Annotated in this window: 22 protein-coding genes; 12 read left to right on the top strand and 10 right to left on the bottom strand. The window is 50.1% G+C overall.

All coding sequences use genetic code 11. From position 1 onward, the window contains the following. Positions 1 to 11: 11 nt before the first annotated feature. The 6 genes from mraY to mraZ form a co-directional block, all read right to left on the bottom strand. On the bottom strand, positions 12 to 1,271 hold the full coding sequence (mraY, locus tag B5D63_RS10925) for a phospho-N-acetylmuramoyl-pentapeptide-transferase (RefSeq protein WP_078668848.1): 1,260 nt from the start codon (positions 1,269 to 1,271) through the stop codon (positions 12 to 14). Positions 1,272 to 1,363: 92 nt separating this feature from the next. Then, on the bottom strand, positions 1,364 to 2,830 hold the full coding sequence (locus B5D63_RS10920) for a UDP-N-acetylmuramoyl-L-alanyl-D-glutamate--2,6-diaminopimelate ligase (RefSeq protein WP_078668847.1): 1,467 nt from the start codon (positions 2,828 to 2,830) through the stop codon (positions 1,364 to 1,366). Further along, positions 2,831 to 4,936, bottom strand: coding sequence for a penicillin-binding protein (locus B5D63_RS10915; RefSeq protein WP_078668846.1), 2,106 nt, complete (start codon positions 4,934 to 4,936; stop codon positions 2,831 to 2,833). It abuts the gene before it with no gap. A 211-nt stretch (positions 4,937 to 5,147) separates the two neighbouring features. Further along, positions 5,148 to 5,531 carry an FtsL-like putative cell division protein gene (locus tag B5D63_RS10910; protein WP_235021514.1) on the bottom strand — a complete coding sequence of 128 codons (384 nt, stop codon included), beginning with the start codon at positions 5,529 to 5,531 and terminating at the stop codon, positions 5,148 to 5,150. Positions 5,532 to 5,634: 103 nt separating this feature from the next. Continuing rightward, a complete protein-coding gene (gene rsmH, locus B5D63_RS10905; RefSeq protein WP_078668845.1) occupies positions 5,635 to 6,546 on the bottom strand; it encodes a 16S rRNA (cytosine(1402)-N(4))-methyltransferase RsmH in 912 nt (303 codons plus the stop codon). A gap of 11 nt (positions 6,547 to 6,557) precedes the next feature. Next, on the bottom strand, positions 6,558 to 7,025 hold the full coding sequence (gene mraZ / locus B5D63_RS10900; protein ID WP_078668844.1) for a division/cell wall cluster transcriptional repressor MraZ: 468 nt from the start codon (positions 7,023 to 7,025) through the stop codon (positions 6,558 to 6,560). Positions 7,026 to 7,537: 512 nt separating this feature from the next. On the opposite strand from mraZ, the gene B5D63_RS10895 reads away from it, so the two are divergent. The 9 genes from B5D63_RS10895 to B5D63_RS10855 all read left to right on the top strand — a co-directional run bounded on the left by B5D63_RS10895 (position 7,538) and on the right by B5D63_RS10855 (position 15,118). Beyond that, positions 7,538 to 8,371 (top strand): outer membrane protein assembly factor BamD, encoded by an 834-nt coding sequence (locus B5D63_RS10895; protein ID WP_078668843.1) that lies wholly within the window; start codon positions 7,538 to 7,540, stop codon positions 8,369 to 8,371. Continuing rightward, positions 8,340 to 8,681 carry a DNA-directed RNA polymerase subunit omega gene (locus B5D63_RS10890; RefSeq protein WP_078668842.1) on the top strand — a complete coding sequence of 114 codons (342 nt, stop codon included), beginning with the start codon at positions 8,340 to 8,342 and terminating at the stop codon, positions 8,679 to 8,681. The genes B5D63_RS10895 and B5D63_RS10890 overlap by 32 nt, the downstream gene beginning before the upstream one ends. A 95-nt stretch (positions 8,682 to 8,776) precedes the next feature. Then, on the top strand, positions 8,777 to 10,000 hold the full coding sequence (gene coaBC / locus B5D63_RS10885) for a bifunctional phosphopantothenoylcysteine decarboxylase/phosphopantothenate--cysteine ligase CoaBC (protein ID WP_235021513.1): 1,224 nt from the start codon (positions 8,777 to 8,779) through the stop codon (positions 9,998 to 10,000). Next, positions 9,993 to 10,919: a type IX secretion system protein PorD gene (porD, locus tag B5D63_RS10880; RefSeq protein ID WP_078668841.1), complete on the top strand. Its 927-nt coding sequence runs from the start codon at positions 9,993 to 9,995 to the stop codon at positions 10,917 to 10,919. Before coaBC ends, porD begins: the two co-directional genes overlap by 8 nt. A 42-nt stretch (positions 10,920 to 10,961) precedes the next feature. Beyond that, positions 10,962 to 11,444 carry a DUF4296 domain-containing protein gene (locus B5D63_RS10875; protein WP_078668840.1) on the top strand — a complete coding sequence of 161 codons (483 nt, stop codon included), beginning with the start codon at positions 10,962 to 10,964 and terminating at the stop codon, positions 11,442 to 11,444. A 22-nt stretch (positions 11,445 to 11,466) separates the two neighbouring features. Next, entirely contained in the window at positions 11,467 to 12,159 is a 693-nt protein-coding gene (locus B5D63_RS10870; RefSeq protein ID WP_078668839.1) for a CoA transferase subunit A, read from the top strand. Positions 12,160 to 12,207: 48 nt separating this feature from the next. Next, positions 12,208 to 12,864: a 3-oxoacid CoA-transferase subunit B gene (locus B5D63_RS10865; RefSeq protein ID WP_078668838.1), complete on the top strand. Its 657-nt coding sequence runs from the start codon at positions 12,208 to 12,210 to the stop codon at positions 12,862 to 12,864. Between the two features lie 108 nt (positions 12,865 to 12,972). Then, positions 12,973 to 13,812 (top strand): aminotransferase class IV, encoded by an 840-nt coding sequence (locus B5D63_RS10860; RefSeq protein ID WP_078668837.1) that lies wholly within the window; start codon positions 12,973 to 12,975, stop codon positions 13,810 to 13,812. Next, positions 13,799 to 15,118: a cryptochrome/photolyase family protein gene (locus tag B5D63_RS10855; RefSeq protein ID WP_078668836.1), complete on the top strand. Its 1,320-nt coding sequence runs from the start codon at positions 13,799 to 13,801 to the stop codon at positions 15,116 to 15,118. Before B5D63_RS10860 ends, B5D63_RS10855 begins: the two co-directional genes overlap by 14 nt. A gap of 165 nt (positions 15,119 to 15,283) precedes the next feature. Here B5D63_RS10855 and B5D63_RS10850 read toward each other — a convergent pair whose 3' ends face one another. Continuing rightward, positions 15,284 to 16,084 (bottom strand): 1,4-dihydroxy-6-naphtoate synthase, encoded by an 801-nt coding sequence (locus B5D63_RS10850; protein WP_078668835.1) that lies wholly within the window; start codon positions 16,082 to 16,084, stop codon positions 15,284 to 15,286. A 21-nt stretch (positions 16,085 to 16,105) separates the two neighbouring features. Then, entirely contained in the window at positions 16,106 to 16,792 is a 687-nt protein-coding gene (mqnB, locus tag B5D63_RS10845) for a futalosine hydrolase (protein WP_078668834.1), read from the bottom strand. A gap of 115 nt (positions 16,793 to 16,907) precedes the next feature. Here mqnB and B5D63_RS10840 point away from each other — a divergent pair, with 115 nt between their 5' ends. The 3 genes from B5D63_RS10840 (at position 16,908) to fabD (ending at position 19,056) form a co-directional block, all read left to right on the top strand. Then, the gene (locus tag B5D63_RS10840; protein ID WP_078668833.1) at positions 16,908 to 17,321 is read left to right on the top strand and encodes a 6-pyruvoyl trahydropterin synthase family protein; all 414 of its coding nucleotides are present in this window, start codon (positions 16,908 to 16,910) and stop codon (positions 17,319 to 17,321) included. Between the two features lie 85 nt (positions 17,322 to 17,406). Continuing rightward, positions 17,407 to 17,994, top strand: coding sequence for a GTP cyclohydrolase I FolE (folE, locus tag B5D63_RS10835; RefSeq protein WP_078668832.1), 588 nt, complete (start codon positions 17,407 to 17,409; stop codon positions 17,992 to 17,994). A 171-nt stretch (positions 17,995 to 18,165) separates the two neighbouring features. Further along, entirely contained in the window at positions 18,166 to 19,056 is an 891-nt protein-coding gene (fabD, locus tag B5D63_RS10830; RefSeq protein WP_078668831.1) for an ACP S-malonyltransferase, read from the top strand. Positions 19,057 to 19,173: 117 nt separating this feature from the next. On the opposite strand, the gene B5D63_RS10825 is transcribed toward fabD, so the two are convergent. Together B5D63_RS10825 and B5D63_RS10820 are read right to left on the bottom strand one after the other, a co-directional pair. After that, positions 19,174 to 20,043, bottom strand: a complete 870-nt coding sequence (locus B5D63_RS10825) for a GNAT family N-acetyltransferase (protein ID WP_078668830.1) — start codon at positions 20,041 to 20,043, stop codon at positions 19,174 to 19,176. A gap of 54 nt (positions 20,044 to 20,097) precedes the next feature. After that, positions 20,098 to 20,568 (bottom strand): GNAT family N-acetyltransferase, encoded by a 471-nt coding sequence (locus B5D63_RS10820; RefSeq protein WP_078670274.1) that lies wholly within the window; start codon positions 20,566 to 20,568, stop codon positions 20,098 to 20,100. Positions 20,569 to 20,881: the final 313 nt, after the last annotated feature.

Genomic DNA, 20,881 nt, shown 5'->3' with positions numbered 1-20,881 from the left:
TGTTTTTTTTGTTATCTCATTTTCAGTGTTGCGATCGTAAATACCACACACATGATGGTGATGATCCAGAAGCGTACGGAAATTTTACTTTCGTGATAACCGAGTTTCTGATAGTGGTGATGCAGGGGCGACATTTTCAGGATGCGCCGGCCTTCACCGTATTTTTTCTTGGTGTATTTGAAGTAGGACACCTGCAGCATTACTGACAGGAGCTCTACGAGGAATACGCCACAGAAGATAGGTATCAGCAGTTCTTTGCGTACGATAAACGCCAGTGCTGCGATGATACCCCCCAGCGCCAGGCTGCCGGTATCGCCCATGAACACCTGTGCGGGGTAGGCGTTGTACCAGAGGAAGCCCACGCAGGCGCCTACAAAGGCAGCAATGAAGATGGACAGTTCACCAAGGTTGGGGATGTACATGATATTGAGGTACTCCGCAAACTGGATGTTACCTGATACATAAGCAAAAATGCCGAGACATATTCCTATGATACCCGACACCCCTGTGGCCAGCCCGTCCAGTCCGTCCGTTATGTTTGCGCCGTTGGACACGGCGGTAATGATAAAGATGACGATCAGGATGTAGACGATGAACGTGTATTTCTCTGCGCCGGGGATCCACGAGATCAGTTTGGCGTAGTTGAATTCGTGGTTCTTGACAAACGGGATGGTGGTGATGGGTGTTTTTACATCGGCAAACCGTTGTCCGTCGCGGGTCACTCTTTCAGGGTGATTGGTGAGGCGTCTTTCGTAGGGCGCCAGTTTCTGGGTGTTCATCAGCTCGCGTGATACCACCACATCGTTATTGAAGTAGAGGGTGGTGCCTACGATGAGGCCCAGTCCTATCTGTCCGAGTATTTTAAAGCGGCCCGCCAGCCCTTCCTTGTTCTTTTTGAATACTTTGATATAGTCGTCTACGAAACCGATGAGGCCTAACCATACGGTACAGAGAAGCACCAGCCAGATGTACACGTTGGCCACCTGCGCAAACAGCAGGGTGGGGATGATGATGGCCGCGAGGATAATGAGGCCGCCCATGGTGGGGGTGCCCTTCTTGGTGTTTTCACCCTGAAGGCCCAGCTCGCGGATCGTTTCACCGATTTGTTTGCGCTGCAGGAATTTGATGATACGTTTACCCAACAACAGGGAGATGACCAGCGACAGCAGCAGGGCCATCGTTACACGGAAGGTGATAAACTGGAACATACCACCACCGATGATGCTGATCTTGAATTCTGTTTTCAGGTAATTTAAAAAATAATATAACATATGTTTTAGTCGGAGCCTTCCCGTCCGCCTCATTTGGATGGGGGGCTGTTAAGTCATTGAGTTATTAAGTATTTAGTTTCGTTCCGTTTAAATTATTTGTCGAGCAGCCTCATTACTTCTTCCAGCACTTGTTTATCATCGAAGGGATGTTTCACCCCTTTGATTTCCTGGTATTTTTCGTGTCCTTTTCCGGCCACGAGGATGATGTCTTCTTTTCCGGCGAGGGTGACAGCGGTTTTGATCGCTTCCCTGCGGTCGGTAATGGAGATCACTCTTTTTTTCTGGTGTACCGGCACGCCGGCTTCCATTTCGCGGATAATCGCGTCCGGATCTTCGGAGCGGGGATTATCGGAGGTGAAGATCACCCGGTCGCTGCTGTCTGTGGCTACTGCCGCCATGACGGGCCTTTTCGCCGTATCGCGGTCGCCGCCGCAGCCTACTACCGTGATCACCTGTTCATGTCCTTTGCGCAGGTTTTTGATGGTGGCCAGCACATTTTTCAGGGCATCGGGGGTGTGGGCGTAGTCCACGATTGCGATGATCTGGTCATGTGCAGACACGATATACTCGAAGCGGCCTTCCGCGCCTTGTGTATTGCTGAGGGCGCGCAGTACCGTGGCTTTGTCCTGTCCGAGTAATACGGCTGCGCCGTATACTGCCAGCAGGTTATAGGCGTTGAACTCACCGATCAGGCGGAAGTGCACTTCTGTGTCGCCTACCTGCATGATCAGCCCGGTGAGGTTGTTCTCCAGGATTTTTCCTTTGAAATCGGCCAGTGTACGCAGGCTATAGGTGGCTTTGCGGGCTTTGGTGTTTTGCAGCATCACCATGCCTCTTTTATCATCGAGGTTGGTGAGGACAAAGGCCGAAGCCGGCAGGCTGTCAAAGAACGATTTTTTAACCCGGATGTATTCATCAAATGTTTTGTGATAGTCCAGGTGGTCGTGGGTGATATTGCTGAAGATGCCTCCGGCGAATTTCAGTCCCGCGATCCGTTGCTGATGGATGGCGTGGGAGCTTACTTCCATGAAGGCGTACAGGCATCCTTCTTCCACCATCCGGGCCAGCAGTGCGTTGAGGCTGATGGGGTCCGGGGTGGTATGGGTAGATGGTATAACGGTATCGCCTATCTGGTTTTGCACGGTGGACAGCAGTCCGCAGTGGTAGCCCAGCTGGGAGAACAAACGGAACAGGATGGTGGCGATGGTGGTTTTACCGTTGGTGCCGGTAACGCCTACCAGCTGCAGTTTGTGGGAAGGGTTATCATAGAAGTTGCCTGCCATGATACCACTTGCCGTGGCGCTGTTATCCGCCTGTACATAGGTGACCGTGTCGAGGAGTATTTCCGGCAGGGTTTCGCAGATGATGGCCGCGGCGCCTTGTGCGATGGCTTTATCGATATACTGATGGCCATCGGTATGTACTCCTTTCACGGCAATGAAGGCATCGCCGGGTCCGACGGACCTGGAATCAATGGCGGGTGCGTTCACGGGGATGTCGGTATTCCCGTGTACGGCCCTGATGCCTACATTGTATAATATGTCGCGCAGCGTCTTCATCTAGCTCAGTTCTATTACGATCGTTTGTTCGGTTCCTATTTTAGTGCCGCCGGGCAGTGATTGTGTTTTCACTTTACCGGCGCCTTTTATGACTACGCGCAGTCCTGCGTTTTCGAGCAGGTACAGCGCATCTTTAAGCCCCATGCCTGTTACATTGGGCACGGCGCCTTTCGCCTGGGTGAGTGACTGGAAGGTGACCTTCCTGTTGCTCACGCTGGGGCTTACCCAGCTGTTGCCGGCGATGGTGCCGTTTATGGGCATCTGCAGGGTATTGAGTATCTGTTTCCATTCGCCGCCTTTCCCGTTTTTCAGGGCCAGGAGGGTGTCCAGTTGTACGTTTGCCTGCATGGGTTTCTGTTTTTCCACAGCGATGGCATAGAGTTTATCAGCCACTTCGCGGAATACAGGCCCTGCCACATTTGCGCCGTAAAAGCGCAGGGCGTGCGGTTTGTTTTTGATCACCACTACGCAGGTGTACTGCGGGTCATTGGCAGGGAAGTACCCTGCAAATGAGGATTGGTAGATCTTGTCGGCATAACCGCGGCTGCCGTTGGCCACCAGGGCGGTACCGGTTTTAGCTGCGAAGTTGTAATAGGGGTTGCGCAGTTTCCTGGCGGTGCCGTCTATTGCCACTCCTTCGAGCATGGCCTGTACCTGTTTCAGGGTACTGTTGGAGCAGATGCTGTCCAGCAGTACGGTAGGCTCAAACTGTTTAACTACCTGGCCATATTCCTGTACGGAATTGACGAGGTAGGGTTTCATCATTTTACCGTTGTTGGCCACTGCATTGTACAGCATACAGGTCTGCAGCGGGCTTATCAGCACTTCATACCCGAATGCCATCCAGGGTAGTGAAGTGTTGCTCCATGTTTTGGAGCTGGTGGTTTTAATCACCGGATGGCCTTCCCCCACTAAGTCGATGCCCGTGTTCTGGTCCATCCTGAGTCTTTTCAGGTGTGCCACGAACTTGTTGGGCTGTCTGCCATAGTGTTGGACGGCCAGTTTAGCCATTGCCACATTTGAGCTGAGCTCAAATGCGTGTTTGATGGTCACGTTCTGGGGGCCGGGATGCGGTTCGGAATCGAATACCGTTCTGCGTCCTACCTGCCAGCGTCCGCCGTCCATGTTGACCATCGTGTTCATGGTGGCGAATTTATCTTCCAGCACAGAGATGACGGTGGCCAGTTTAAAGGTGGAACCTGGTTCACCTACCTGCAGTGCGTAGTTCATGTCTTCCCAGTAGCTGCCGTCGGGTTGTCTGCCCAGGTTGGCGATTGCTTTGATTTTACCTGTCTTCACTTCCATAAGGATACAGGTACCGTGGGCGGCTTCGTTTTGCACCATCATGTTCATGAGGGCTGTTTCCACGATGTCCTGCATGTTCACGTCGAGGGTGGTAACGATATCGCGGCCGTTTTCCGGTTCGATGTCATATCCTTCCACGGGAACGTATGTTCCGCCTGCGATGCGGCGCATGAGCCTTTTGCCCGTCACCCCTTTCAGGTATTCGTTATAGGTCCTTTCCAGGCCTACGCTTTGCGAGTTTTCGCGGGGCAGCCCGATGGTCCTGTTGGCCAGGAGTTTAAAGGGGTTGATGCGTTTGCTTTTGCTTTCCGCGATCATGCCGCCTTTGTTTTTGCCGAGCCGGAACATGGGGAAGGCGCGCATTTGCTGGTACTGGTTAAAGGGTACGTTTCTTTTCAGGAGAAAATAGCGGTCCTTTGTTTTGTAACCTTCCTGCAGCATTTGTGCGTATCCTGCTTTGCTGCGGTCGCCGAACATCTGGGAGAGGCAGAGGGAGAGGGAGTCGAGATTTTCCCGGAACACTTTCCCTTTTTTATCCCGCAGGCCATCGGCGGCGAAGTCGATCCGTATGTCAAAATACGGGATGGAGGTAGACAGCATTCTGCCTTCCTCCGAATAGATGGTGCCTCTTTCCGCGTCGAGGGCTACGTAGCCGGTATGCAGACTGTCGGCCATATTGCGCCAGTAGTTGCCTTTCACGTTCTGGATGTAAAAGACCTTGACCAGGATGGCGACGCCGAAGAGCGCCATGCCGATCAGGCACAGATACACACGCCACAATATGTCTTTTTTTACGTCCACGTTCCAGCTGTTTAGCTTTATGCTTTTAGCGGATAACTTCCAGGGTTTTAGTTGCCGGGAAAGCGACTAAGGCTAAAAGCTATGGGCCTAGAGCTATAAAAAGATACCTGACACTGGCTGCGATTTATAGGTGATGCTTGCCATTTTATTTTACCAGCATCCCCGTCCTGTAATAGTTTCAGGCGGGCAGCATCAGGTACCAGTATTCATGTCATTTTTCGTTTTCCTTTTTCAGCACTATTTTCTGTGGAGGGGAACTGAGTTGTTTGAGGCCCAGTTGCTCTACAGATTTGCTGACTTCACTCATTTTACTGCGAAACATGAGCTCACTCTTCACGTTGATATATTCCCACTTAAGTTCTTTTATTTCTTTGCCAAGCTGATTAATGCGGCGTATTTTTTTTTCGGCGAGGTGGCTGTTAGCGATATAGACCAGTGCCAGCACGGCGAGGAAACCGATATAGGGGAGGTTTTGTACCAACGCTCTGTAGTTGATACGCAGCCGCCATTCCCTTTTCGGTTCTTTTGCCGGTGTACTTTCGGTACCGGCGGGTTCTTCTTCCTGGTTTGTTTCTATAACTTCTTCCTGCAACACGCGCTATGCCTTTTTAATAAATTGACAATATAAAACTGAAAGCAAATCACAACAGATGTGTATAGGATAGGATAGGAGCTGGATGATACGGCGTACGGCAGTATCATGCTGTTTTTTCGGCCACCCGCAGTTTTGCGCTTCTCGATCTGCTGTTAAGCTTTAATTCTGCATCGCTGGCGGTCACCGGTTTTTTTGTGATTAATCTGAACAATTTAGGGGGTGTTTCCTTTCCAAACGGATCTTCCGGTGCTTCCTCGAAACTGCCTGTCTTCATAAAATTCTTTACCAGTCTGTCTTCCAGCGAGTGGAAGGTGATGATGGCGAGCCTGCCTCCCGGTTTCAGCGCATTGGCGGATTGGGTAAGCAAATCTTTTAGGGCGCCCAGTTCATCGTTGACGGCTATCCGGAGTGCCTGAAACACCTGTGCGAGGTATTTCTGCGGGTTGCCTTTTACGATGGGCTGGATCACGGATTTAAATTCCGCGATGGTGCGCATGGGGTGTGTTTTTCTTTGCCGTACAATGGTTTGTGCCAGGGTTTTGGCGTTGGTCACTTCTCCGTATTCCTGGAAGAGGAGTTGTAACCGGGCTTCGCCCCAGGTGGCCAGAATCTGGGCCGCAGTGAGGGTTGTCCGGGTATCCATCCGCATGTCCATGTCGCCGTTAAACCGGATGCTGAATCCTCTGTCGGCGGTATCGAACTGGTGTGAAGACACGCCCAGGTCCGCCAGTATGCCGTCTACCTGTTCCGCTTTGTGTAATTTCAGAAAACGTTGCAGGTGCCGGAAATTTTGTTGTACAAATGTTACGCGGTCATCGATGATCCTGTTATTGTATGCATCCTCATCCTGATCAAATACGATCAGTTGTCCTTTTTCGCCCAGTTTCTCCAGTATGGCCCGGGAATGTCCTCCGCCTCCAAACGTGGCGTCCACATAGGTCCCTTCGGGGTTAATGTGTAACAGCTCCGTTGTCTCCTGCAGCAGAACGGGTAGGTGATATTGTTGTTCGCCCATATTGCTCCAGTTTAAATTGATATGTTGTTGTCTCCTCCTCCCATTACCTGTTGAGCCAGATCACTGAAGGCCCCTGGTGAGAAATTTTCAAAGAACTCCTGGTATTTACCTTTATCCCAGATCTCGATTTTATTGGATGCTGCTGCCAGCACAATGTCTTTTTCCATATTTGCGTACGACAGCAGGTTTTTCGGTACCAGCAGTCTTCCCGCGCTATCCAGTTCCAGAATGGTGGCTCCGTTGAGGAAGTAGCGCCTAAATTCCCGCACTTTCGGGTCAAAATCGTTCAGCTTGCTGATACGTTCGAAAATGGGCTGCCACTCGTTCATGGGATACAATGACAAACATTTTTCAAAGCCTCGGTTGATGACAAACTGGCCCCCGGCGGTCTCTGACAACTGCTTTTTGAATCCGGCAGGTAGCAGAAAACGTCCTTTTGCGTCCAGCGTAGCCTCATATTCGCCTAGAAAACCTGTCATACCATGGGGCAAAATACTTGAAAAACCATTTTCTAACACAAAATAACACTTTTTCCCACTTTTTAACGAAAAAATACTTTATAAATTTTTTCCACAAGAGCATATACCGCAACAGAGAGGGTTTGGACTGTCTTTATCCCCCTTTTTTGCGCCCGGGAAGCGGGATTGTGTGGATAAGGCTTTGGGTAGTGTTAATATCGTGTTTATAACCTGTGAAAAACACACCAGTATTGACATTGAAGGGTATAAAACAACTGCTGCTTTTTTTCAGCCGGCGGGATGAAACCGCTTTTATAAATGGTATTTAATTATAATCCGACACTTTTGTTCCAGATTTTTTTTGACATTGTCAGCTGGTTTTTTATTTTCGGCAGGTAAGCGGCAAAAGGAATCATTTCTTCGGTAAAATGCCCGGATTCAGCGATTTGACGGCCTCTTTTGCAAAATTTTAACAGCAATGAAAATCTCTTCGCCTTACATTTACATTTAATTCTTAATTTTGCCACTCTTTTATGCGGAAATTTTTATTGTATACCAGTGTCCTTGCGCTGATCGTGGTCGCTTCTTCCTGTAATAACGAACTGAGAAGAATCGAAAAAAGCAACAACTTCGAAAAGAAGCTGGCGTATGCTGACAAATTATACCAGAAGAAAAAATACAACACGGCGCAGACACTTTATCAGGACCTTTTACAGGTGTACAAAGGCACTGAAAAATTCGAAGGCCTGTATTACAACTACGCATACTGTTCCTACTACGTGAAGGATTATGTTCAGGCAGCTTTTCACTTCAAAAACTACCTCGATGTATTCCCCAACAGCCCCAGAGCGGTGGAAATTGACTATATGCAGGCTTACTGCTATTACAAACAATCCCCCAAGGTGTCACTGGACCAGACCAATACCATGAAGGCCATCGCCCAGATGCAGACTTTCATCAACAACTACCCGCAGGCGGAAAAAGTACCGGAAGCCAACCTGGTGATCGAACTCTGCCGCAGGAAGCTGGAACTCAAGGAGTTCAACAGCGCCGAACTGTACTACAACCTGGGCTTTTACAAAGCGGCGGGCATCGCCTTCAAAAACCTGATGCGCAGCTACCCCGACTCTGACAAAAGCGACAGCTACAAGATAATGGCCATCCGCGCCTACTACAACTATGCTAAAAACAGCATAGAAGAAAAACAAAAGGAACGCTATGAGACAGTGGTCACCGAATACATGGACTTCGCAGACCACTATCCCAACAGCAAATTGAAGGCGGATGCCGAAAAATTTTATACCTTAGCGCAAAACAACATTAAATCACTGGAAAATGAGCAAAATAAAGAGAAGTCTAACCAGTAGTCTTAATCCCTGGGTAGAAACCAAAAATACTACCGATATTAAGAACAGGACCGGTAATTTATATGAGTCTATTGCCGTGATAGCCAAACGCGCCAATCAGATCAATATTTCCGTGAAAGAGGAGCTCCATTCCAAGCTGGAAGAGTTTGCCAGCCATACTGACAACCTCGAAGAAGTACACGAAAACAAGGAGCAGATCGAGATTTCCCGCTTTTATGAAAGGCTGGCAAATCCTGCTATCCAGGCCACGCAGGAATTCCTGGACAATAAAATTTATTTCCGCAAGAACGACGACGACCTGTTCAGCTAAGCCGCCACACATTATTTTGTGAGGTGCGTGATTGCGAAAAATAAAAACATTAATTTCATGGCGGCAGATTCAATTCTGCCGCTTTTTTTATATCTATGGACGATATCAAAATATTACAAGGAAAGAAAATCCTGTTAGGCGTCTCCGGCAGCATCGCCGCCTATAAAGCCGCCACCCTCACCCGTCTGCTCGTGAAGGAAGGTGCGTCCGTAAAGGTGGTCATGACACCCGCAGCGGCCGACTTTATCACGCCGCTGACCCTCGCCACCCTCTCCAAACACGAAGTTCCCCTCCATATCAGCGACCATAACAGCTGGAACAACCACGTCATGCTGGGCCGCTGGGCCGACGTCATGCTGATTGCCCCGGCCTCCGCCAATACCATCGCCAAAATGGCCAACGGCCTGTGCGATAACCTCCTGATGGCCACCTATCTCTCCGCCACCTGCCCGGTACTCTACGCACCGGCCATGGACGAAGACATGTGGAAACATCCCGCCACCCGTGCCAATGTGGCCCGCCTCCGGGAATATGGCCATACCCAGATACCGGTCACCGCCGGAGAACTTGCCAGCGGCCTCGTCGGTGAAGGACGCATGGCGGAACCGGAAAATATCGTCGCCCTGCTGCGCCGCCACTTCAGCGTGGCCGCCGGCGCCCGCAAACCGCTCAACGGCAAAATAGCCGTCGTGACCGCCGGCCCCACCATCGAACATATCGACCCTGTCAGATATATCAGTAACCATTCCAGCGGTAAAATGGGCATCGCCATCGCCGAAGCCCTCGCCGATGCCGGCGCCCAGGTGAAACTGGTGCTGGGACCTACCAACCAGACCACTCACCACAGCGGTATCCAGATCATCCCGGTACAGTCTGCCGAAGACATGTTCCGCAGCGTGATCGCCGTATACCCGCTGTCCGACATTGTAGTGGCCGCCGCTGCCGTGGCAGACTACCGTCCCACCCAGGTGGCGGATAAGAAAATCAAAAAAGGAGAGGACAAATTCAGTATCGCCCTCGAAAAAACACACGACATCCTCCGCACACTGGGTAATAATAAAGGTCCGCAGCAACTGCTGGTGGGCTTCTCCCTGGAAACCAACAACGAAAGGGAGTACGCACTGAAAAAACTGCGCGACAAAAATCTGGATATGATCGTGATGAACTCCCTCGCCGATCCGGGCGCAGGATTCAACCACGATACCAATAAGGTGACCCTGTTCGACAACAAGGGAAAAGAACGTGACATCCCCCTCAAATCCAAACAGGAAGTAGCCCGGGATATTGTTTCCGCCATAATTGAACTGCAACATGCGTAACTGTTTCCGCTTCGCCCTGCTGCTGGCAGGTATATTCGTTTTCATGGCCAACTGCCTGCAGGCGCAGGAGATCAGGGCTAATGTGACCGTTGTGGCCAACCAGGTCCAGGGTGTGGACCGGAAAGTGTTTACCACGCTGCAGACCGCCCTCAGGGAATTCCTGAACAACCGCCACTGGACAGACGATGCGTTTACGCCGGCGGAAAGGATCGAGTGTAACTTCCTGCTTAATATCACCGGTGCCATCGGGGAAAATATGTACAAGGCGTCCCTCACCATACAGGCCACCCGCCCGGTATTTAACAGCAGCTACGTGACGAGCCTGCTGAATACGCAGGACAATAACGTGGCTTTCCGTTACGTGGAATTCCAACAGCTGGAATTCAGCGACACCCGCGTGGTAGGCAACGACCCGATGGCGTCCAATCTCACCGCCATCATGGCCTATTATGTGAATATCATCCTCGGACTCGATTATGATTCCTTCTCTCCCCGCGGTGGCGATGCCTATTTCAAAAAAGCACTGAATATCGTTAATAACGCACCGGACGGAAAGGACATCTCCGGATGGAAAGCGTACGAAGGAAACCGTAACCGCTACTGGCTGCAGGACAACCTCCTGAATGCCAAGTTCCTCAACTTCCATGATGTGATGTACCAGTACCACCGTAACGGTCTGGACGTTATGTACGAAGACGTGAACAGGGGTCGCGCGTCGATTATGAACTGCCTCAACCTGCTGTATGCCATTCATCAGGACATACCCAACTCGATGTTGATGCAGACATTTTACTCCGCCAAAGCCGATGAACTGCAAAAGATATTTTCCAAGGCCATGCCACAGGAAAAAATGAGGGCCGCCGAACTGCTGGCCCAGATGGACGTGCCCAACGCGCAGAAATATCAGCAGATGAAATAACAGCCGGTGAACAGCTCCGGCAATACAATTTTTTAGAAAAGAATGAATAACCGTTTTAAAGCGCTCGTAACAGGATTTATATTTTTAATGGCAGCTTGTGGCGACCCGGGCAATGTCCCCAAGGAGTATATCCAGAAGAATAAGATGAGTAAGATCCTGGTAGACATGACCCTGGCAGACGCCTATGGCAACGAAGTGAGCGCGCTGACAGCGGGCGCCGTAACGGACTCCGTCAGACAGGAGAACGTAAAAATCTACTACAAACAGATACTGGACCTGCACCAGGTGTCGGTGAAAGACTTCATGGCCAGCTATAACTGGTATGAAAGTCACCCGGACCGTATGAAAGACGTGTTTGAAAAAGTGCAGGCGGATATCGCCAACAGAAAAAATAAACTGGGCAACCCGGTAGAAGAAAATGCACCGGTGAAATTCCGCATGAAAAGCTTTTTCCCCAATGCCGACAAAGCTTTCCTGTTACCCGCTTCTGATACGGTACGCCCCTTTATCAAGCGACAGCCATAAGATCAACATAAAACACCAAAACATGAACAAAGTAGTAGCAAATGCAGACGAAGCCATACAGGACATCCGGGATGGCGCGGTGGTAATGCTGGGGGGATTTGGTTTGTGTGGTATTCCGGAGAATTGTATCGCAGCGCTGGTCAGAAAGGGCATAAAAGAACTGACCTGTATTTCCAACAACGCCGGGGTCGATGACTTCGGACTGGGCCTGTTGCTGAAAACCCGCCAGATCCGTAAGATGATGTCTTCCTATGTCGGCGAAAACGCAGAATTTGAAAGACAGTTGCTGGCCGGTGAACTGGAAGTAGACCTGATCCCGCAGGGCACCCTCGCCACCCGCATACAGATGGCCGGTATGGGCATCCCCGCCTTTTTCACCCCCGCCGGTTACGGCACAGAAGTGGCCGTGGGCAAAGAAACCCGTGAATTCAACGGCAAACACTATCTCATGGAGATGGCGCTGCACGCCGATTTCTCTATCGTAAAAGCCTGGAAAGGCGATACCATGGGCAACCTGGTGTTCCGCAAAACAACCCGCAATTTCAGCACTTCCATGGCCAAAGCCGGTAATATCACCATCGCGGAAGTGGAAGAGCTGGTACAGCCCGGTGAACTGGACCCTGACCACATCCATGTGCCGGGCATCTACGTGCATCGCATCTTTGCGGGCGCCGGTTATGAAAAACGGATAGAACGCAGGACGATACAGATGTAACCCTTACGCCTGCACGTCATTTATTCCACTTTCCAAAATCAGTATGTTATGCCTCTCGATAAATTTGGTATCGCCAAAAGAATAGCAAAGGAATTAAAAGACGGGATGTATGTCAACCTGGGGATCGGTATCCCCACACTGGTTGCCAATTACATTCCCGCCGGTATCTCTATCATGCTGCAGTCCGAAAACGGTATGCTCGGTATGGGACCATACCCGTCTGCCGATGATATAGATCCGGACCTCATCAACGCCGGTAAAGAAACCGTGACGCTCCTGCCCGGCGGCAGCTTTTTCGATTCTGCCGAAAGTTTCGGTATGATCCGTGCCGGTAAGGTAGACCTCACCGTGCTGGGCGCCATGGAAGTGGCCGACAACGGAGACATCGCCAACTGGAAAATACCGGGTAAAATGGTGAAGGGCATGGGGGGCGCGATGGACCTTGTTGCCTCCGCGCAGAACATCATTGTGGCCATGATGCACACCAATCCCAAAGGCGAAAGTAAACTGCTCTCCGCCTGTACGTTACCGCTTACCGGCGTCAAGTGTGTGAAGAAGATCGTCACCGATCTCGCTGTGATGGAAGTTACGCCCCACGGATTCCGCCTGTTGGAACGCGCTCCGGATGTAAGTGTGGAAGAAATCAAGGCTAAAACTGCCGGCAGATTGATCGTAGAAGGAGATATCCCCGTTGTGGTGGTATAAATAATAACGACGGCGGCATACCGCTATGGCCGCGGTAAGTCCCCGAAAAGAGGTCGCTGAAATGACAAAATAATTGGGTAACTTACAACTTGCTAAATACAGATCGAGGTGCAAGTTGGTTTTCTCTGTTATAATGGTAAATATTTTCCTTCCGGTGACCCGATTTTTACGGCGGATAACCGTTCCTTCCGATATGGAGACGGCTGCTTCGAGACGATGCGGGTACAGCGGGGGGAAGTGGTATTGGGCGATCTGCATTTCGAACGCCTGCTGGCCAGCCTTAATCTCCTCCATTTCGACATCCCGGCCCATTTTACCAAAACCTTTTTTCTCCGGCAGATAGCGGACCTGTGCCATAAGAATAACCTGACCGACATGGCACGGGTGCGGTTCGCTGTATTCCGTGCGGATGGCGGATTATATGAGCCGGTCAATAACATGCCTTCGTATCTTATACAGGCATCGGAACTGAGCAGCACCGTATTGGAACTGAATGAAAATGGCCTGGTGCTGGACATCTTCCCGGACGCCAGGAAAACCAGTGATAAATTCTCTTCCATAAAATCCAACAATTGTCTCCCGTATGTGATGGGCGCCATGTACGCCAAACAACACGGCTTCAATGAAGTGCTGTTGCTCAATCAGTACGGCCGTGTGGCAGACAGTACCATCGCTAACGTTTGTATGGTGCATCATAAAACCATCTACACACCACCATTGACAGAAGGCGGTGTATGCGGGGTGATGCGCAAACATCTCCTGAGGTCAGAACTTCCTTTTAAAATGGAAGAGAAACCACTCACCGTGGAAGATCTGGAAAATGCAGATGAGATATTCCTGACAAACGCCATACAAGGCATACGTTGGGTCGGTCTCTTCCGGGACAGCAGCTATGGCAATGCCACGGCTGCCATTTTACACGAAGTATTATTCGATGGCAAAGTCTAGTATAAAACCTGTTATTAACCTCTGCTGGTTTCGTCGCGACCTGCGGCTGCACGACCAGGCGGCTTTATATCATGCTTTAAAAGACGAACACCCGGTAGTACCGGTGTTTGTGTTTGATACAGCCATCCTCGGCGATCTGGAAGATAAAACAGACCGCCGTGTACATTTCATTCATCAGACGCTTGAAGCGATGCAGCAGCAACTGACAGCCGCGGGCGCCACGCTGGATGTTTTTTTCGGAACACCCGAAGCTGCCTTTGATCACTGGACCTCCCGCTATGATGTGCGTAAAGTATTTACGAACCATGACTATGAACCGTACGCCCGTGAACGTGATACGGCCATCGCGAAGCGGCTGAAATCGCAGAACATATCTTTTCATAGTTATAAAGACCAGGTCATCTTTGAAAAGAAAGAGGTATTGAAGGATAACGGTGACCCATATACGATTTTTACGCCTTATAGTAAAAGATGGCTGGCCACCCTAACGCCCTTTTATTACAAGCCGTACCCGGTGGAGAAGTACACCGGTAACTGGCACCGGCAGGCACCATTGAAAATACCTTCACTGAAAACGATGGGGTTCGTCGCTGAACAAACAGATTTTCCGCCGGCAGACATCCCGGAAAAAATCATCCGTCACTATGAGGAAACCCGCGATATTCCTGCCATACAAGGTACTTCCCGTTTGGGGATACATTTGCGGTTTGGCACACTCAGTATCCGGGAGCTGGTAAAAACAGCGCTGAAGGATAATGATACATTCCTGAAAGAGTTGATCTGGCGGGAGTTTTTCCAGATGATCCTGTGGCATTTCCCGGAGGTAACACACGCTTCGTTTAAGAAGGAATATGATCGTATTGCATGGCGGAACAATGAAAAGGATTTTGAACGCTGGTGCCAGGGGCAGACGGGTTATCCTATCGTGGATGCAGGGATGCGGGAACTGAATACCACCGGCTTTATGCATAACCGGGTAAGAATGATCACCGCGAGTTTTCTGACCAAACATCTGTTGATCGACTGGCGATGGGGAGAAGCTTACTTCGCTGCTAAATTGCTGGATTACGATCTCGCTTCCAACAATGGCAACTGGCAATGGGCGGCAGGTTGCGGTTGTGATGCGGCGCCTTATTTCCGCGTGTTTAATCCGTCGTTGCAGACGCAGAAATTTGATAAACAGCTGCAATACATCCGGCGCTGGGTGCCGGAGCTGGATGAGTTTTCTTATCCGGCTCCGATGGTGGAACATGATGTGGCGAGGAAAAGAGCGCTGGAAGTGTATGGAAAGGCGCTTTCCCGCTAAGACATCACGCAAAGGCGCTAAGCAGCAAAGACGCAAAGAAATAAGATAAGAAAACAAAGAAAGCAAAGGAGCGAAGATCAATTCGATTTGATCTTCGCTCCTTTGCTTTCTTATTGTCTTTATAAATCTTTGCGTCTTTGCTGCTTAGCGCCTTTGCGTGATGTCTTAGCGTGAAGCAATTTTTTCGGCGGCTGTCATCAGGGCATCTACTGCTGCGTGGCCTTCTTGGCCAAGGTCGAGACTGAAATCGTTGACATACAGGTCTATATGCTGGCGCATCACCTGTTCATCCATTTCCTGTGCGTGTGACTTGATGTAGTCAGACAGCTGCGGATATTCACTGTAGGCATGCTGCAGGCTTTTATGGATCAGGGCATCTACCTGTGCCCGTGTTTCGGCAGGAATATCTTTACGGATGAAGATACCGCCGAGGGGGATCGGGTTGCCGGTGGTGGATTCCCAGTATTCGCCCATGTCCATGAGTTTCACGAGGCCTTTGAGCTGATAGGTGAAGCGGTTTTCGTGGATGATCACGCCTGCGTCCACATCGCCGTTGAGCACAGCGTTCTCGATATCGGAAAACACCATTACTTTTTTATGGGTCGCTTCCGGGAAAGCGATGGAAAAGAGGAGGTTGGCAGTGGTATTTTCACCGGGGATGGCTATTGTCAGATTTTTGATTTCTTCCCGGGGGATATCTTTCTTTGCGATGAGCAGGGGACCGCAGCCACGGCCCAGGGCGCTGCCGCTGTTGAGCAGGTCATATTTGTCCCTTACTTTCAGGTATACGGCAAAACTCAGCTTGGTGACAGGCAACTTCCCTTCAAGCGCCCAGCGGTTGAGCGTTTCCACATCTTCCAGCTGCGTATCAAATGTCAGTCCTTGCGTATCGATCTTGTTATTAACTATGGCATCGAAGATAAAAGTATCGTTCGGGCAGGGTGAGAAACCTAATGATAAGTGCATATACTTAGAAAATTTTATTTATTAACATAAGCCTGCCAGGGAGTTGACCGTTGAAACCAGTTCTTCGTTCAACTGTTTCACGGCCAGCGGTATATTCCACTTGCTCTTGTCCCGTATTTCCACATAGTTGGAGATACTGCGGAGCTGGAGGAAGGGAATATTTTCCGAGAGGCAGGCATAATGGAAGGCGGCGCCTTCCATGCTTTCCACGTCGGGCATGTATTTGCTTTCCAGCCGGGTGATGGTGGGGATACTGCCGCTGACCATATTCACGCTGACGCCGGTGGCTTTGGGCAGGTGGGGCAGGTAAGGCAGGCCGGCGAAGGTGTTCACCAGGGCGTTTCCGGTGAACGGAGGCTGGGAGGCCTGCCAGAGTTGTATATCAAATAAATCTTTAAACTGATCATGATCTTCCGCGCCGAGGTCGGCGAGATATTCGCGTTCTACCATCACGAGGGAGCCGAGCGGCCAATCATGGCGGAAAGAGCCGGCAATACCTGCTTGCAGGGCCATATCGGGGCGGTTGGTGGCGAGGTGGCGGCCCAGGCTGTAGGCGTAATGCATCATGCCGATACCGGCAATCAGCAATTGAATGTCGCAGTTGGCCAGGCGGTATTGGTGGGCAGATACTTTTTGGCTTTCACGGTCCAGGAATTGCAAAAAAGGCTGGACTTCCAGTATGGTCGCAGCGGTAACCAATAATTTCATGCGGTAAAAGTACGGCAAAAATGATCGCTGGCAGTGTAAAACAATTGACAGGAATAAGGATAAACTTGGGACTACTCAGAGAATAGTGGTATTTTTGCGAAAATTTTTTGCAATAATGATTTATTTAACGCGAGTAGAGAACTTTAATGCAGCGCATAAGTTGTCTAACCCGGCATGGAGCAAAGAAAAGAACGAGGAAGTATTTGGAAAATGTGCCAATGACAACTGGCATGGTCATAACTACGAATTGCATGTAACCATAAAAGGGAACCCTGACCCGGAAACCGGCTTTGTGTTCAATGCAAAGACTTTGGGTGTGATTATCCGGGATGCTGTTATCGAGAAGATAGACCATCGTAACCTCAATCTGGACGTGGATTTTATGGCGGGTAAGTTTACATCGGCCGAAAATCTGGCGATTGCCATCTGGGACCAGTTGACCCCGCATTTACCTGCCGAGGTACAGTTGCATTGCATTAAGCTGTATGAAACTCCCCGTATATACGTGGAATATTACGGCGGCAAATAATATTGTCCACGCCTAATAGTATGACTTTGTGGAGTATTGGCAGGTGCGGGATAAGCATTTGGAATTCGAATAAAATCATATAAGAATGGCGTATAATAAGGTTGAAAGTTACGATGAAAAGATCACGTCCGGTCTTGTAAAGAACTATAAAGAATGCCTCGAGCTGCTGGGAGAAGATGCTGAAAGGGAAGGATTGCTGAAAACACCTGAAAGGATGGCGAAAGCCATGCAGTACCTCACGCAGGGGTATCAGCTCGATGCACGGGAGATCCTGAACGGCGCCAAATTTACAGAGGCGTACAGTGAAATGGTGATCGTAAAAGATATAGAGCTGTATTCCATGTGCGAGCATCATATGCTGCCTTTCTTCGGCAAAGCGCATGTGGCGTATATTCCCAACGGCTATATCACCGGTCTGAGCAAACTGGCCCGCGTGGTGGACGTATATGCCCGCCGGCTACAGGTACAGGAACGCATGACCCACCAGATCCTGGACGCTATCCAGGAGACGCTGCAGCCACAGGGCGTAGCAGTGGTGATCGAAGCGCAGCACCTCTGTATGATGATGCGCGGCGTGTCCAAACAAAACTCCATTACCACCACTTCCGCTTTCAGCGGCCAGTTCCAGGATGGTACCACCAGGAGTGAGTTCATGAAACTGATTAAAAAATAAGTCCCCCGGACATTCCAAAAATGGTTTAGCCAGTAACTGGTTAAACCATTTTTTGTTTTTAGTGCTTTTTGATGCAGCTTTGCAGCATCTGTAATAATTCTTTGTTAAATTCTAATTGATTGTATATTTGAATTATTTTTTATCTGATATAAACACTACAATATAGCAACCATGAAGCATGCATATGTATTTCCCGGGCAGGCATCGCAATTTCCGGGTATGGGTAAGAACCTGTATGAGACCAATGAGAAAGCAAAGGAACTGTTTGAGAAAGCCAACGAAATCCTGGGATTCCGCATCTCCGATGTAATGTTTACCGGCACAGAGGAAGACCTGAAACAAACCAAGGTAACGCAGCCGGCAGTGTTCCTGCATGCTGTGATTGCCTTTCTGACCACAGAACATTCCCAACCGGACATGGTAGCAGGGCACTCCCTGGGAGAATTTTCCGCACTCGTTGCCAACGGCGTATTGTCTTTCGAAGAAGCGCTGCGCCTGGTTGCCATCAGGGCTAATGCCATGCAGAAAGCATGCGAGCAGCAACCCTCTACCATGGCTGTGATCCTCGGTATGGAGGATGCCAGGGTAGAAGAAATCTGCGTTAAGGTAGCCGCTGAAACCAATGAAGTGGTGGTGCCGGCCAACTATAACAGCCCCGGCCAACTGGTGATTTCCGGTACCCTCAAAGCGGTGGAGACTGCCTGTGCTGAATTAAAAGCTGCCGGTGCTAAAAGAGCCATGATCCTGCCGGTAGGTGGTGCCTTCCACTCTCCGCTGATGGAATCTGCCCGTGAAGAACTGAAAGCTGCTATCGAAAAAGCGGCCTTCAATACACCTGCCTGCCCGGTATACCAAAACGTGGTGGCCGCTGCAGTGACAGCACCGGCACAGATCAAACAAAACCTGATCGACCAGCTCACCGGCCCGGTAAAATGGAGCCAGTCCGTACTGGCCATGGTAGCCGATGGTGCGACTGAATTCACCGAAGTGGGCCCGGGTAAAGTGTTACAGGGACTGGTGCAAAAAATTGCCAAAGAAGTGACGGTGAATGGCATCAGCTAACCGATTTGCGCATTTCCTGATTTTGATATTTAGAAATTTAAAATGCAGCGGAGATCACGCTATAGTGTGATCTCCGCTGCATTTTTTATATTCCAAAATCCGTAAATCAAAAAATCTCTAAATCTCTATGGCCATTTCATATTGTGACAGATAGTGCCCGAGTCCCGACTTCTCCAGGAAAGCACTTATCTCCGGATTTTTTTCATCTATGTTGATAATGCTCATGGGGCCATCCAGTGCGGCAGCTACATGCTGCAGCAGCGTACTGGCAATGCCACGGCGGCGGAAACCGGGATGTACGCCGATGTTGCGGATGCGACGGCTGTCTTTATGCACGGTGATATAACCTGCTGACTGTCCGTCCAGCAGGGCTTCCCAGGTGGCGGTAACCGGATGCTCCCTTTCTATGCTGGCTGCATTGTTGCTCCAGGCGGGTTCCATATCCATGAATGTATTGAACAAGGCCCAATCCGGCTGCGCTGTTTCCCGGATGGTGACATCGGGATTGGTGGCAGTAATGGTGGCGGTGCCTTTGTAGCAGTGGAATGTGCGCAGTTTATGAAAACCGCTGTTCGTATAGGCTTTAATAGCAGGTAGATTGGAAGTGATCACTTCCAGCAATATTTTCCGGATGCCGGCCCGTTGATAATGCGGGATGAATTGCTGATACATTTTTTGTATCAGGTGTTGTCCGCGATAGGCGGGCGTTACGCCGGTGCCGCCATTATACAGTACGGTGGGATGCGTGTCATGGTTAGTGCCGTGAAGGATAAACGCACCAAGATCGTTGCCGTTAAAAGCGCCGATCGACCATTCGCGCCGGAGGTTTTCAGCTTTCATCTTCTGTTCAAGGATGGAAGGGGTGAGGTGCATCGGTACGATATAGTCGCTGAATGCGTCGTTGAACGTATGGCTGAGGGTTTCGGTGGATTCTCCCCGGAGGTCTCTGAAATCGTGAAGAAAAATCATGGTAAAAATGTATGTCATCAATATTAATGATGATTGATGACATACCGGATGAGAATATTATAAACGGGAAGTTTAGGATAACTCCACGCTGACGTTCACCCACTCTGCGTCGAACTTCGCTGCATACTTTTTGTAAAAGTTGATGGCCGGTTCGTTCCATTCCAGTACCTGCCAGAGTACGCCACTGTATTGCCTTTCTTTCGCTTCTTCGATGATGCGGTCCAGCAGCAGTTTACCAATACCTTTACCGCGCCATTGTTCTGTCACGATGAGGTCTTCCATGTACAAGCGGCAACCTTTCCAGGTAGAGTAGCGAATGTAAAACAGGGCAAAACCCACTATCAGCTCTTTGCCGTCCGCATCGGGAGTGGTGGCCACAAAAGCCTTCCATACCGGGCTGGCGCCAAAGCCGGCTTCTTCAAAATGGGCAAGGCTTACGGTTACTTCCTGTGGTGCGTTTTCATATGCTGCCAGCTCCCGGATGAGTTCCATCAACCGGGGACAATCTTCTTTTCGTGCAATCCTTAACGTTATATCTGCCATGTGGTGTTTGTTTATACAGGCGAACCGGCTGTCTGATCCGGACGGCGGTTGTTTCGCCTGCTGCAAAATAATCAAAATTACGGGATCTGTTTGGCATCCGCACCAAAGGCAGGGGCCGCCCTGTACCCGCTGTCAGCGGGTACAGGGCGGCCTTCTGATGGCCGCTGGCTTCGCCGCCGGCCGTACCGGGATTGGCCATTGCATTACGGGAAGCGGTGGACCATCATTTTTTCCGCCGCCCGCAGGTAAATTGACAAACAATATTGTAATTTGTTGGAGAATCATTAGGATTTGATTAATTAACCTTTTATAC

Source organism: Chitinophaga eiseniae (assembly GCF_900167135.1).
Lineage (GTDB): Bacteria > Bacteroidota > Bacteroidia > Chitinophagales > Chitinophagaceae > Chitinophaga > Chitinophaga eiseniae.
Note: the sequence above shows the minus strand (reverse complement) of the source record. Positions and strands in the feature narration are given on the sequence as shown.